The organism is Halomonas sp. TH-94 (assembly GCF_057473365.1).
Genome location: NZ_JBYCKL010000043.1, coordinates 1 through 14,165, shown reverse-complemented (window position 1 = coordinate 14,165; position 14,165 = coordinate 1). Strand labels below are relative to the sequence as shown.

The following is a 14,165-nucleotide window of genomic DNA, read 5'->3' as shown; positions in this document are numbered from 1 at the left end:
ACTGGGTGGTGCCCTTTTGCAAGGTCTTAGGGCTGTCAACGAATACGACCCTATCTCCGATCTTGTTCAGGCTCCGAAGAAACCTACAAGGTCCTTGTGCACTTTTGGGGGCCCTGCTCCGCGGCAATGTTGTACAGCGCCGTGGTGCGGTTATTACCAGAGCCTGCGAGCGATGCCTCACACAAGGAGACCATGCTACCACTGAGATGGTGAGATTGGCTGTTTGTATAGCACTTTGCTGAAAAATCAGAATCGTTCCGCATGCAGGCTGAAGTTTCTATAACCAACATAAGGATATTTATATGCCACTTCCCTTCATTCTCGCTGGAGCAGCCTTGGCCAGCGCGGCCTATGGCGCAAAGAAAGGCTATGACGGATATCAAAGTCACTCTGAAGCTGACGACATCATTACGAGTGCCAAGCAGCGTTATGATGAAAAAAGAGAAGCGTTTGACGAGCAGGAAAGTGCGACCACAGGAACTCTAGAAAAATTAGGAAAAAAAGAACTTGAGATTGGTAAGCGCCTTGGTGAATTCAAGGTCTTGGCAGATAGGCTTCAGCAGCAGTTAAATGCGGGACGCAATGGTAAAATAGAAATTAATATTCCCAGGCATAAGCTCCAAGAAATAGAGGAGTACAGCTACACCGCCGTTGGCGTGCTGGGTACAATAGCAGGGGCAGGTACTGCTGGTGCAGCTGCTGGGTTTGCAGTCTACGGGGGCGTCATGGCTCTTGGGGCTGCATCCACAGGTACTGCAATTTCTTCGCTGGCGGGTGCTGCTGCTACTAAAGCGACCATGGCTGCAATTGGTGGTGGCTCTCTGGCAACGGGTGGCTTGGGTATCGCCGGTGGGACGGCAATTCTCAGTGCCGCAGTAGCGGGTCCTGTACTTGCTATTGCAGGCTGGGCTTATAATAGCCATGGTGAAGAGGCACTTAGAAACGCTCGCAAAGTTGATGAAGAAGTCAATGAAGCCATCGAAAAGCTGGAGCTGGCTATTGAGCATTTAGGACAAACCTCCCTTTATGTGAATAAGATTAGAACAACCTTGAATTCTCTTGATGATCGGTTCAATTTGTACTTTGATCAGCTCAGGGAAATCGATAGCCGCCTGCAGGATATAAAAAATCAAAATCTTGATGTGGGGCAGGAGTTGGGTAAGCTTAATGGAGAGATAATTCGAGTTATTGAAAATGGTTATGCGTTGGCTGCTATCTTGGTTGATTTGATTACAACCCCGATTTTCAAGGTTAAGGTGGTTGAAGATAAGGTGGTCCTGGATGACAACGGTGTGCCCGAAATGGAAATTAGTGAAGAGGGCACCATGCTGCTAAACGAAGACGAACTGGATCATCAGCTTGAAAAAGCGACGTCCAAGGCGGAAGACATCGAAGCAGCTTGAGCTAGGGGGAGCGAAAGCTCCCCTTTCATCCCTTATTTTAATGGGACTCCTTATGCACACTGCAGCGCAGGGTTTCAACTGGTCTAAAGAACTTGAAAAAACTGTCGTCCAAAGTTTGGCAACAAGCTTTGGTCTGGATTTTCTTCTTTTTGAGGATAAGGTTGGTGGAAACGTAGACACCATTCACAACGCTCGCCAAGGGATCTGGGCAACGGATACTGAAAAGCAACGCTACGAGAAACTAGAGAAATATGACTCACTCCCTTACCACACGCATCAGAACTTTATAAATACAGGAAGGTTAAACAAGGCACAACATCAAGCCGGAACTCTACACGATCCTTATCGTAACATAACCATGGGAGCTGGGGATGAACGCCATCTCGATCATGTGATCAGTGCCAAGGAAATACATAACGATGCGGGGCGCAGCTTGGCCGAGCTCAATGGCGTGGAGCTGGCCAATCAAGATAGTAATCTTCAAGCTACTGAAGGAACAATCAACAGGTCCAAGAACGCAAAGTCCATCAATGACTATTTGGACAAGTTGCCTGTGGCCATAAGTACCCATGAATCAACTCTGGCCACGCATCGTCAAAAGCTAGAAAGTCTACCGCGCAACACACCTCAGCAGCAGCACGAGGCTCGTGAGCTGGAAGCTAAGATCAGGAAAACCGAGGACAAGATCCAGCAGCTTAAGGCCATTGATCCTGACAGTATGCGTAAGCGCGATGCCGAAGCAAGAAGGCCCTACGAACAGCAGATTAACCGCTCTTACTATTCCAGCAGCAAGTTTCTGAAGCAAACCGCCACGGCATCAGGTGTGGCAGGCTTGAAGCTGGGGGCTCGCCAAATGTTGGGCTTGATCATGGCTGAGGTCTGGTTCGAGTTGCGCGAGCAGATCCCTGCTCTGTTGGAGAAGAGCAAAGTAAACTTCGATTTCTCATCATTCGTTGACAGTGTCAACAATACGCTAAAAGGAATCTGGAAGCGAGTAAAGGCGCGATTCAAGAATTTTCTTACTGCCTTCAAGGATGGCGTTTTTGGTGGCATATTCGCCAGCCTGACAACAACCCTTTTCAATGTGTTTGCTACAACCCAGCGCATGGCGGTCAAGATCATCCGAGAGGTCTGGATGCAACTTGTCAAAGCCATCAAGTTGTTGATTTTTAACCCTGAGAATTTGGGGTTTGTTGACCTTTGCAAGGCTGTCATTACTGTGCTGTCCGTTGGTGCTGCCACTGTGGTTGGAACGGTGGCCTATACACAGCTGTTGCCGATATGCAACTTTCCGTTGGGTTCAGAGCTGGTTGCTTTCAGCAGTGCGCTAATTACTGGGGTCGTAACTTTGGGGTTGACCTACTTCATGCTCCATAGCGAAATTGCTAATAAAATTTGGTGCTTTATTGCTTCTATCATGCCCCATGCAGAGTCGATAGCCAAATTCCAAGCTATCAACGCGGAGCTGGACTGTTACCTGACTGAGCTGAGTAAGCTGGAATTCAATTTCAATGTGGAGGAGCTCGAAGGATTCTCGCAAAATTTGTCAATCTGTAACGGTGAAATTGAGCGCGGCTTACAATTACAGAAAGAAGTGGCCAAAAGGGGAATAGATCTGCCTTTCGAAATAGGAAATTCTCAGAGCACGCGAGAATGGTTGGTGTCATGCATCACCAAGTAAAGGAGTTTCCATGTACCCGATGCGGTCTTTGTTGTCAGCATGTCAATTTGGCGGGTGCGACCAGCGCTCTTGATCGGGGTGACGGTACTTGTATGCATTTTTGCGATGTCGATAAAAGTTGTACTATCTACACAGAGCGACCTGATATTTGCCGTGTCGATCGGCAGTATGACTTGCATTATGCATCTGCATTTAGCTGGGATGAGTTCGTCGATCTTAATCTTCAGGCATGTTCTACCTTGTCAAGTTTATATGAGGATAAACTTCTCGATAAAGGCGATGCCAAGCCTATATTGCCCGAAAGCCAGGGTTGATATCTCTAATAAAACGAAGCCCGGCATAGCCTGCTGGGCTTCGCATCATGTTCCTTACCCATATGCCCGGAATAAGAATAGGGTGGTGATAAGCAAATAATGACATGCTTTGCCACACCAGAAACCTCATGATTAAAGAGAAAAATATCAGTTCCTCACGTGTGCTTATTTGATTTGGTTGATGGCCGGCGTGGCTCGCTCTGCTACCTTGGCCAAGGCCTCTTTCCGCTCGTCGAAGTAGTCGTAGCGGTCGTAAATGCCTTCTATGCCTTTCAGCTTGTGATTCAGGCAGCGCTCAGCAACATGGCCTGGCACGCCGGCAGCGGCCAGCAAGCTGCGGCAGGTGCGGCGCAGGTCGTGCACGGTGAACTCGGCAATATCGCCCATTTTGTTCTCTGGCTGCGGTTTCCTACCTGGCTCCCGGCCGAACAGCTTGGATATTGCGCGATTCAATGTGTCCTTGCCCATATGGGGCCGCTTGCTGCTGCGGCGGCTGGGAAAGACGTAGGGCGAGCCGCAGGCGCGGATCTTGAGCTCTTCCAGCCAGGCGATGGCTTGAGCCGGCAGGGGGATCACGATACCGGTGCCAGTCTTGCTGCGCTCCCCCGATAGGTTCCACCGCTTGCCCTTCAGGTCGAATTCCGACCACTGTGCCTCGGTCAGCTCGGTCTTGCGCACCCCCAGGACGAGCAGCAGCGCACACGCTAGGTAGTTGTCGCGGGTGAAGCTCTCCCGGTTGTCTCTGAAGACCTGAAAGACTTGGTGAAGCTCCTCGACGGTGAGGGCACGGTCGCGGCTCTTCTCTATGCCGCCTGCATCGTTGACGTTGAAGGCTGCTACCGGGTTGTAGGTGAGCAGCCCCAGCTTGATGGCGTGATTGAACAGCTGCTTCAGGTACATCAGGGCGTCGTTGGCAATGGCCGGGCGGCCGCTGCTGGCGACTTTTCTGATGATGGAGCGCACATCCATGGGGGTGACGCTCTCAAGAGTGAGGTGCCCGATGGTAGGCGCGACCTCTTTTTCGAAGACTCGCTTCGGGATGTTTGGGTGCTTCAGGCGCTTCTCCAGATCCTGGTACCAGTCGTCGAACAGCTCCCTGACGGTTTGGATAGCGATCTGCTCTTCCCGCTTGCGTTCTTCGACGGGGTCGACGCCGTTGCGGATGGCCTTCTGGGCCTCTGAAGCCTTCAGGCGGGCATCTGCCAAGGAAAGGTTCTCGCACTTGTCCAGCGTCAGCTCACGACGCTTTCCGGCGAGCGTGTACCGGTGCATCCAGTAGGGGGCGCCCTTCCTGGGGATCTTGAGGTACAGGCCGTTACCGTCGCTGTAGCGCCCTGGTGTGCAGTCCTTGATCAGGGACTGCACCTTCTTGGCAGTTAAGCTACCCATTGGCCCCTCGCATCATGATAAAAAATATTTGAAACGATAGTTTTAATGTGCGGCAGGTGCAGTGTGAATGCCCAAGCTAACTGATTATATTTAAATATCTTTTTAGGGATGGGCGGAAGAATGATGCCCTTCGAAAGGGGGCAAAAAAGGGAAGGGTGGCGTTTGAAGTGGGGAGTACCCATGGGGAAAATCGCCTTTTTGGTGGGGAGTACCTCGATGTACTCCCCATTGTACTCCCCACTTGGCGCTGGCTTAAGCTAGATTTTCGTAGACGACCATAGACAAGTGATTTTTGATATTTTATCTAAAACAATAGGTTATGGGCTTTCGTGGATGAGCCTGGACATCACTCGATGTTCTGGATCTGTTCTCGCATCTGTTCGATCAGCACCTTGAGCTCGACCGCACAGCGGGTCGTGCTGGCCACCGCCGACTTGGACGAAAGCGTGTTGGCCTCGCGGTTCAGCTCCTGCATCAGGAAGTCGAGCCGGCGCCCCTTGGGGCCCTTCTGACCGAGCTGACGTTCCACTTCGCTGACATGGGCCTCGAGCCGGTCGAGCTCCTCGTCGACGTCGGCCTTCTGGGCGAGCAGTACCAGCTCGCCTTCAAGGCGTTGAGGGTCGAGCTCCGCCTTGACCGTCTCCAGGCGCTCCAACAGCAGAGTGCGCTGACGCTCTAGAATGGTCGGCATCAGCCGCCGCACCTCGGCGACCTGCTCGCGCACGCCGCTCAGGCGCTCGCAAATCATCACGGCGAGCTTGTCGCCTTCACGGGCGCGGGCGTCGATCAGCTCGTCGAGGGCGGCCTGAAACAGTGCCGTGGCCTCCGCTTTCACCAGATCGAGATCGATGCCCTGTGATTCGAGCACGCCGGGATGCTCCAGTAGCGAGAGCGCATCCGGCATGGCAACTTGAGGCAGCGCCTCGCGGATCTCACCCAGCGCCGCGGCCAGGGCGACCAGTCGGGAGCGATTGACGGCCAGAGTTTCGCTGGCGTCGGTGGGCTCGAAGCGCAGGTGACACTCCACCTTGCCCCGCGTCAGACGCGTACGCAGTGCCTCGCGAAAGGCGGGTTCAAGGTCGCGCAGAGCCTCGGGCAGGCGGAAGAAAGGCTCCAGATAGCGCTGATTCACCGAGCGCAGTTCCAGCTGCAGGCTGCCCCAGTCGTCTTCCCGACTCTGGCGCGCAAAAGCGGTCATGCTGTGAACCTTGCTCTGGTCAACCATTGAGGATTCCTCGTTCGGTCGGTGGCGTTTCAGGCGGCACGGACGCCATGTGAGACGAGGAGTTTAACCGATTCCCCGCCTCGACCGTGTAGAATGGCCAGCCATTCGACGCCGATAGCCGGCAGCGGCCAGCCTGGCACGGCGTCACATAGTTCGTATCGATTCGAGAGGTAGTATGGCTTCCGACCTGAAACGCCCGAGCGGACGGCGCCCCGACCAGCCCCGCGAGATTCGTCTGACACGCGAATATACCCGCCACGCCGAGGGCTCGGTACTGGTGGAGTTTGGCGACACCAAGGTGTTGTGCAATGCCAGCGTCGAAGCCGGCGTGCCGCGCTGGCTGCGCGGCAAGGGGCAGGGCTGGGTCACTGCCGAATACGGCATGCTGCCACGCGCCACGCATACCCGCAGCGGCCGTGAAGCATCGCATGGCAAGCAGGGCGGTCGCACCTTGGAGATCCAACGTCTGATCGGCCGCTCGCTGCGTGCCGCGGTAAACCTGAAGAAGCTGGGCGAATTCACCATCACCGTGGACTGTGACGTCATTCAGGCCGACGGCGGTACTCGTACCGCCTCGATCACCGGTGGATGTGTGGCACTGATAGATGCCATTCGCTACCTGCAGCGCAAGAAGCTGATCAAGGGCGACCCCTTCCAGCAGCTGGTCAGTTCGGTGTCGGTAGGGATTTACAAGGGCGCTCCGGTGGTGGATCTCGACTATCCGGAAGACAGCGCCGCGGGAACCGACATGAACGTGGTGATGGCCGAATCGGGTGGGTTGATCGAAGTGCAGGGCACTGCCGAGACGGGCGTTTTCTCGCGGGAAGAGCTCAACGCCATGCTGGAGCTGGCCGAAAATGCCGGTGTCCAGCTCTTCGAGCACCAGCGCGAGGCCTTGGGCATTCGTCGCTGAGACTACCTGCACGGCGGCGGATGAGATGAGCGCCGGGAAAGCTCATCTCTCTAGCGAGCGACGATATAGCTTCAAACGCATAGCGCCGGCCCTGAGGCCGGCGCTATGCGTTCCGGGCAGAGCCCGGTCGCGACGATAAGGGAAAGCGTCAGAGCGTCAGGTCGTACTCGACGAACAGCGGAGCGAACTCGCTGAAGGTGGCGTCGTAGTCGATCCAGGCGTCGACCACGTGGCGGCGCAGGTTGGGCCCGACGATCTGATAATCGATACGCCAACCTTCCTGACGTGAACGCGGCTCGTCCTGGTCGAGCTTGGGCCACCAGGTATATTCACCGGCGTCGCGGTTGATCTCGCGGAAGGTGTCGATGAAGCCGGTGGGGCCGAACACCTGGTCCATCCAGGCGCGCTCTTCGGGCTTGAAGCCAGGCGTGGTCTGGTTGTCGGCCCAGTTTTCCAGGTCGATGGTCTTGTGAGCGATGTGCCAGGTACCGCAGATGATGTACTCGCGACGCTTGCGGGCCATCTTGTTCAGGTATTCCTGATACTGGGCCATGAACGCCTGCTTGGCGGCATAATCGCTACCGTCGGGCATCAGGAAGCTGGCAATGCTGAAGCGGTCATAGTCGGCCTGCAGGAAGCGCGCCTCGTGATCGCACTGGGGAAAACCGAGGCCGTACATGATCGCCTTGGGAATCTTGCGGCAGTAGATGCCCACGCCTGAGAAGCCGTCTTCTTCGGCGTCCAGGAAGTAGCCTTCGTAGCCTTCCGGGTAGAGGATGCTGTCATCCAGCTCGAAGCTCTTGGCCTTGAGGTTTTGTACGCAAATGACGTCGGCATCCTGTTCCGCCAGCCAGTCGAGAAAACCTCGTCCGACGGCTTCACGAATGCCGTTGACATTGATGGTGGCAATTTTCATACATGGTCCCTTTGACGTCGCGCGTGTATGATACCCGACGTTTCGACGTTTGGGTAAATGGCCCGCATGGATTATTCGTGTTAATACGCCAGGATTCCATGCCATAGGGCTTATGGATAGCAGGGGGAGCGCCGTGACGGCCAGCATGAAAGCCTATCAGCGAGAATTCATCGAGTTCGCCATCGAACAGGGCGTGCTGAAGTTCGGCGAGTTCACCCTCAAGTCTGGACGCGTCAGCCCCTACTTTTTCAATGCCGGTCTGTTTCGCACCGGCAGCGCGTTGGCGCGCCTCGGCCGTTTCTACGCCAATGCCATCGAGTCAAGCGGCCTAGCGTTCGACGTGCTGTTCGGACCGGCCTACAAGGGCATTCCCCTCGCCGCGACCGCTGCGGTGGCGCTGGCCGATCATCACGGGCGCGATCTGCCCTTCGCCTTCAACCGCAAGGAGGCGAAAGCGCACGGCGAAGGCGGTAACATCGTCGGCGCAGAGCTCGCCGGGCGAATCCTGATCATCGATGACGTGATCACCGCAGGTACCGCCATCCGTGAAGTGATGTCGCTGATCGAGGCTGCCGGTGCCGACGCCGCAGGCGTGGTCATCGCTCTCGACCGCCAGGAGCGCGGCGAGGGTGCGCAGAGCGCCATCCAGGAGGTCGAGGCACGCTACGACATGCCGGTGATCAGCATCGTCACGCTGAACATGGTGCTGGCCTATCTTGAGCAGCAGTCGAGCGAAGAACTGCAGGGTCATGCGGCCGCCATACGCGACTATCGTGCGCGCTACGGTGTCGCTGCCCAGTGATTTGTGAAGCGCGATTCAAGCGCATTTTTTGAGGAGTCGTCGATGAAAACGCTTGGACACTTCGCCAAGGCCGCGCTGGCCACCGGCATTCTGTTCGCTGCCGCCGGAGCCCATGCTGCCGGTAGCCTGGACCTCAACCTCGGCCCCGATGCCGTGCAGTTCGAGGCGGCGGGAGAGATCGCTCACGGCGTGGCGCTGGGGGGCGGCGTTCTGCACAGCGACTACCGCGAGGACGCCACCATCTATCATGCCCAGCTGCTCGGCGCGCAGCGCACCCGTGAGCGCGACGTGGGCATCGGCGCCCGCTGGACTCAGTTCGACACCGACTACGGCAATGGCGGCGGCCTGGGCCTGGGTGGCTACGGCTACGTCTATCTGCCCCAGGCGCCGGCAGTTTCGCTGGGCGGCTACGGGTTCTACACCCCCTCGGTAGTCACCAGCGGCGACCTCGACGATGGCTACGAATTCGGCGTGCGTGCGCGCTACGCCTTCACACCCAACGTCGACGGCTACGTCGGTCTGCGCCAGGCGGCGGCCGATTTCGACAACCGCCACGGCAACCGCACCCTGGATCGTGGCGCCCAGGTCGGGGTTCGTCTGAGCTTCTGATCGCCCCCGCTGTAACGGCGGGCCCCTGCGGGGGCCCGCCTGCGTTGAGGCAGCTGCCATGCTCGATGTCGTGCTCTTCGAACCCGAGATTCCGCCCAACACGGGCAATTTGATCCGGCTCTGTGCCAATAGCGGCTTTCGCTTGCACTTGATCGAACCGCTGGGCTTCGTGCTCGACGACAAGCGGCTGCGCCGCGCCGGGCTCGACTACCATGAGTGGGCGGCAGTGCGGGTACACCGCGACTGGCCGGCCTTTGTCGAGGCCGTGAAGCCCCTGCGTGTCTTCGCCGTTTCGACCCGCGGCCGCACCGGCTACCACGAACCGAGCTATCGGCCCGGTGATACGCTGCTATTCGGCCCCGAGACCCGCGGCCTGCCCCAGGCCATGCTCGACTCCCTGCCACCCGACCAGCGTTTGCGCATTCCCATGCTGCCTGACAGCCGCAGCCTGAATCTCTCCAACGCCTGCGCCATCCTGGTATTCGAGGCCTGGCGCCAGCTGGGCTTTGCCGGCGCGGTGGATCACGAACTGCGCAGCGAGGCACGACCATGAGCATTCAGCAGCGTCTCGCCAAGCTCAACCCCCGCCAGCAGGAGGCGGTGCGCTACATCGATGGCCCCTGCCTGGTGCTGGCGGGCGCCGGGTCGGGCAAGACCAGTGTGATCACAACCAAGATCGCCTATCTGGTGCAGGAGTGCGGCATGAGCGCCCGGCGCATCGCTGCAGTGACCTTCACCAACAAGGCCGCCCGCGAGATGAAGGAGCGGGTGGGGCAGATGCTCAAGGGCAAGGAGGGGCACGGACTCACCGTTTCCACTTTCCATACCCTGGGCCTCAATATCATCCGCGGCGAACTCAAGGCGCTGGGCTACAAGCCGGGCTTCTCGCTGTTCGACCCCGAGGATGCCAAGGCGCTGCTGCGCGACCTGATGAACAAGGATGCCCAGGTCGACGCCGAACAGATCAATGCCGTGCAGCATCAGATCTCGGAATGGAAGAACGACCTGGTGCTGCCTGGCCAGGCGCTGTCATACGCCGCGGATGAGGATGCGCAGTACGCCGCCCGTGTCTACGAGGCCTACGTGCGCCACCTCAAGGCCTACAACGCAGTGGACTTCGACGACCTGATCCTGCTGCCGGTCGTGCTGCTCAAGGACAACCCCGAGGTGCTGGCGCGCTGGCGGCGCAAGATTCACTACATGCTGGTGGACGAGTATCAGGACACCAACGTTTCCCAGTACCTGCTGGTCAAGCTGCTGATGGAGGAGCGCAAGACCTTTACCGTGGTGGGCGACGACGATCAGTCGATCTATGCCTGGCGCGGAGCGCGACCGGAGAACCTGGTGACCCTGGGCGAGGACTTCCCACGCCTCAACGTGATCAAGCTGGAGCAGAACTACCGCTCCACCGGGACCATCCTGCGGGCAGCCAATACCCTGATCGCCAACAATCCACACGTCTACGAGAAGACGCTGTGGTCGGAGATGGGCCAGGGTGCGCCGATCCGTGTGGTAGTGAACCGCCATGAGGAGGCCGAGGCCGAGCGGGTTGCCAGCGAGATCCTCACCCGGCGTATCAAGGAGCGTGCCGAGTGGCGCGACTTCGCGGTGCTCTATCGCGGCAACTTCCAGGCCCGGCTGCTCGAACTGAAGCTTCAGCACTACCAGATTCCCTACAAGCTCTCCGGTGGCACCTCCTTCTTCTCACGCAACGAGATCAAGGATGCCATGGCCTACCTGCGGCTGCTGATCAACCCGGCCGACGATAACGCCTTCCTGCGTATCGTCAACGTGCCGCGCCGCGAGATCGGCCCCGGCACCCTGGAGAAGCTGGCCAACTACGCCACCGAGCGCGGCGCCTCGCTGTTCGCCGCCTGTCACGAGCTGGGCCTGGAGCAGCAGCTGCCGGCCCGGGCCGTGGAGCGTCTGGGGCGCTTCACCCATTTCATCGACGGGGTACGCCGCCGGATGGACGGCGGGGACGCGATAGCCGCCATTCGCGGCATGCTGCACGAGATGGACTACGAGGCGTGGCTCTACCAGAACGCCAGCGCGCCGACCATCGCCGAAAAGCGCATGGGCAATGTCTGGATTCTTATCGACCAGCTCGAAAAGTCGATGCGCACCGATCCTGAGGACATCAGCCCGGAAGAGAGCACCGTCAGCGAGGAAACCGAAACGGACACGGTGGAAGCCGCCATCTCCCGGCTGGTGCTGCGCGACATCCTCGAGCAGCAGGCCGAGGCGGACGACACCGACAAGGTGCAGCTGCTGACCATGCACGCCTCAAAGGGACTGGAATTCCCTCATGTCTACCTGATGGGCCTCGAGGAAGAGCTGTTGCCCCACCGCAATGCCATCGAGGCCGGCACGGTGGAGGAGGAGCGTCGCCTGGCCTATGTCGGCATTACCCGGGCGCGCCAGACCCTGACCCTGACCTTGGCGCGCCAGCGCAAGGCCTTCGGTGAGCTGATGGACTGCGCACCGAGCCGCTTTCTCGACGAGCTGCCGGCAGAGGACCTGGAGTGGGAAGGGCGGCCGGACCGCGAGGATCCGGAAAAGAAGCAGGCCAGGGGGCAGGATGCCATTGCCGGGCTGCGCTCGCTGCTGGGCTGACGGCTCCTACTCTCCCGCCCGCCAATGCAAACGGGGCGCCACTGGCGCCCCGCTTACGTGCTGCTGGTGCTGCAATCAGCGAGTCGGCTCTACCAGGAAGTCGGTCGCCGCACGGACCTCGTCGTCGGAGAGGTTGGCATGACCCCCCTTGGGCGGCATGGCACCGATGCCGTTGATGGCATGCTCATAGATGGTATCCATGTCCTGCTCCAGGCGCTCGGCCCAGTGGCCGTCATTGCCACGAATCGGCGCGCCGGCAGCTCCGGTCATGTGGCAGGCCATGCAAGCCTGGTTGTAGATGGCCTCGCCGTCGATACCGGCCCATGCCGGCTCATCATCGCCTGCGGCGGCCTCTTCGGTAGTGGCCTCCGCGACAGCTTCGTCTTCCACGGCTTCGTCAGCTGCAACGGCTGCGGCTTCGGCGTCTTCCTCCACCGGGCCCTCTTCGGTCACGGCTTCTTCTTCCGCTGTCGCTTCTTCTTCTGCGGGTGCTTCATCGGTCGCGGGCGCTTCCTCGGCGGCATCGTCGCCACCCACTTCCGGCACGTCCATCACTGGCTCGAGCAGGTAAGCGGTGGAAGCAGCGACCTCCTCGTCGGAGAGATTGGGGTTGCCGCCGCGGGCCGGCATGGCGCCGATGCCGACGATGGCATGCTCCAGCAGGGTGTCCCAGCCCTGATCGATACGCTCGGCCCATTCGCCCTCTTCGCCGCGGCGCGGGGCGCCGGCAGCGCCGGTGTCGTGACAGGCCATGCACACACGCTGGTAGATGGCGCCGCCATCGATGCCGTTGGCTTCAGCCTCGCCATTGCCGTTGGCTGCCGCGGCCGCAGTACCGCAGTCGTCCCCCACCAGGCAGAGCTGGCCTGCCGGACGCAGACGTTCGGCAATGGCATCGCGGTCCACTTCAGCCTGAACGGACGCAGCGCCCGCGGTCAGGCCCATGGTGGCCAGACACCCCAAGATCAGTTTGCTGGATTTCACTCTCACCACCTCTCGACGGTCCTGTAATCGTTATCTGCCCATGGCGATGTCGGTACGCGACGGCCGGGCGCCGTTGAACACAATGCGCACTAGTATACCGACATCGCAAACCGCTGGAAAACGCCGTTGCCCACGCCTTTGGCATGAGGGGCTCCCGGTACGGCTGGCAAGCCCCGCAGGCCAAGGGTATCGTAGTGGGCATCTTTCAAGCGATTGCCACTGACGACACGAGGCCAGCGTGTACGATTTCATCATCCTGGGTGGCGGCATCCTCGGCCTCTCCACCGCCATGCAACTCATCGAGCGCTATCCCGACAAGAAGATGTTGCTGCTGGAGAAGGAGAGTGGCCCCGCGCAGCACCAGACCGGGCATAACAGCGGTGTCATTCATGCCGGGGTCTACTACACCCCTGGCAGCCTCAAGGCTCGCTTCTGCCTCGAGGGCAATCGCGCCACGCGGGAATTCTGCGACCGGCATGCCATCGCCTACGATGTCTGCGGCAAGCTGCTGGTGGCCACCAATGAGCAGGAGGTTCAGCGCATGGAAGCGCTGTGGGAGCGGACCGCTGCCAACGGCCTCGAGCGAGAGTGGCTATCGGCAGGGGAGCTCAAGGAGCGCGAACCGAATATCACCGGCCTGGGGGCCATTTTCGTGCCTTCGAGCGGCATCGTCAGCTACGCTCGTGTGGCCGAGGCGATGGCCGCCGAGTTCCAGCGCAACGGCGGGCAGATTCGCTACGACCATCGGGTCACTGGGCTCGAGGAGCGCACCGGGGAAGTCGTCATCGGCACCTCACGAGGAGAGTTCACCACACGGTACCTGGTGACCTGCTCCGGCCTGATGGCCGACCGTATCGTTCGCCTGCTGGGGCGCGACCCCGGCTTCACCATCTGCCCGTTTCGGGGCGAATACTATCGTCTGGCCGATCGCCATAGCGATATCGTCAAGCACCTCATATATCCCATCCCCGATCCCAGCATGCCGTTCCTCGGTGTGCACCTGACCCGTATGATCGACGGCTCGGTGACTGTGGGTCCCAACGCCGTGCTGGCCTTCAAGCGCGAAGGCTACCGCAAGACGGACGCCTCCCTTCTCGACATGGCGCGAATGTTCAGCAACCCCGGGATTCTCAAGGTGCTGGGACGCAACCTGCGCCCGGGCATGCACGAGATGAAGAACTCGCTTTGGCGTCGTGGCTACCTGGAAGAGGTACGCAAGTACTGCCCCAGCCTGACCCTGGACGACCTGGAGCCCTGGCCCGCCGGCGTGCGTGCTCAGGCGGTTTCCCGCGACGGCCGGCTGATCGACGATT

At 59.2% G+C, this 14,165-nt stretch carries 12 protein-coding genes; 8 read left to right on the top strand and 4 right to left on the bottom strand.

The window, feature by feature from the left end:
- Positions 1 to 302 precede the first annotated feature (302 nt).
- Together AC2VNO_RS08600 and AC2VNO_RS08595 are read left to right on the top strand one after the other, a co-directional pair.
- The gene (locus AC2VNO_RS08600) at positions 303 to 1,403 is read left to right on the top strand and encodes a hypothetical protein (RefSeq protein ID WP_486933741.1); all 1,101 of its coding nucleotides are present in this window, start codon (positions 303 to 305) and stop codon (positions 1,401 to 1,403) included.
- Between the two features lie 52 nt (positions 1,404 to 1,455).
- On the top strand, positions 1,456 to 3,084 hold the full coding sequence (locus tag AC2VNO_RS08595; RefSeq protein ID WP_486933740.1) for a hypothetical protein: 1,629 nt from the start codon (positions 1,456 to 1,458) through the stop codon (positions 3,082 to 3,084).
- Between the two features lie 479 nt (positions 3,085 to 3,563).
- Here the strand turns inward: AC2VNO_RS08595 and AC2VNO_RS08590 are convergent, their stop codons facing one another.
- Both AC2VNO_RS08590 and AC2VNO_RS08585 read right to left on the bottom strand, forming a co-directional pair.
- The gene (locus AC2VNO_RS08590) at positions 3,564 to 4,787 is read right to left on the bottom strand and encodes a tyrosine-type recombinase/integrase (protein WP_486933739.1); all 1,224 of its coding nucleotides are present in this window, start codon (positions 4,785 to 4,787) and stop codon (positions 3,564 to 3,566) included.
- Positions 4,788 to 5,133: 346 nt separating this feature from the next.
- Positions 5,134 to 6,012 carry a YicC/YloC family endoribonuclease gene (locus AC2VNO_RS08585; RefSeq protein WP_486933738.1) on the bottom strand — a complete coding sequence of 293 codons (879 nt, stop codon included), beginning with the start codon at positions 6,010 to 6,012 and terminating at the stop codon, positions 5,134 to 5,136.
- Between the two features lie 175 nt (positions 6,013 to 6,187).
- On the opposite strand from AC2VNO_RS08585, the gene rph reads away from it, so the two are divergent.
- Positions 6,188 to 6,925 (top strand): ribonuclease PH, encoded by a 738-nt coding sequence (gene rph, locus AC2VNO_RS08580; RefSeq protein WP_486933737.1) that lies wholly within the window; start codon positions 6,188 to 6,190, stop codon positions 6,923 to 6,925.
- A 148-nt stretch (positions 6,926 to 7,073) separates the two neighbouring features.
- Here the strand turns inward: rph and AC2VNO_RS08575 are convergent, their stop codons facing one another.
- Positions 7,074 to 7,841, bottom strand: a complete 768-nt coding sequence (locus AC2VNO_RS08575) for an exodeoxyribonuclease III (protein ID WP_486933736.1) — start codon at positions 7,839 to 7,841, stop codon at positions 7,074 to 7,076.
- Positions 7,842 to 7,986: 145 nt separating this feature from the next.
- Here AC2VNO_RS08575 and pyrE point away from each other — a divergent pair, with 145 nt between their 5' ends.
- The 4 genes from pyrE to rep are packed head-to-tail and all read left to right on the top strand — an operon-like array spanning position 7,987 to position 11,868.
- On the top strand, positions 7,987 to 8,643 hold the full coding sequence (gene pyrE, locus AC2VNO_RS08570; protein ID WP_486933811.1) for an orotate phosphoribosyltransferase: 657 nt from the start codon (positions 7,987 to 7,989) through the stop codon (positions 8,641 to 8,643).
- A gap of 42 nt (positions 8,644 to 8,685) precedes the next feature.
- Entirely contained in the window at positions 8,686 to 9,252 is a 567-nt protein-coding gene (locus AC2VNO_RS08565; protein WP_486933735.1) for a YfaZ family outer membrane protein, read from the top strand.
- A 58-nt stretch (positions 9,253 to 9,310) separates the two neighbouring features.
- A complete protein-coding gene (trmL, locus tag AC2VNO_RS08560) occupies positions 9,311 to 9,805 on the top strand; it encodes a tRNA (uridine(34)/cytosine(34)/5-carboxymethylaminomethyluridine(34)-2'-O)-methyltransferase TrmL (protein ID WP_486933734.1) in 495 nt (164 codons plus the stop codon).
- Entirely contained in the window at positions 9,802 to 11,868 is a 2,067-nt protein-coding gene (gene rep, locus AC2VNO_RS08555) for a DNA helicase Rep (RefSeq protein ID WP_486933733.1), read from the top strand. Before trmL ends, rep begins: the two co-directional genes overlap by 4 nt.
- A 75-nt stretch (positions 11,869 to 11,943) precedes the next feature.
- Here the strand turns inward: rep and AC2VNO_RS08550 are convergent, their stop codons facing one another.
- Entirely contained in the window at positions 11,944 to 12,852 is a 909-nt protein-coding gene (locus tag AC2VNO_RS08550; protein WP_486933732.1) for a c-type cytochrome, read from the bottom strand.
- A gap of 238 nt (positions 12,853 to 13,090) precedes the next feature.
- Between AC2VNO_RS08550 and lhgO the strand changes: the two genes are divergently transcribed.
- The coding region (gene lhgO, locus AC2VNO_RS08545; protein ID WP_486933731.1) for an L-2-hydroxyglutarate oxidase at positions 13,091 to 14,165 on the top strand (1,075 nt) is incomplete at its 3' end.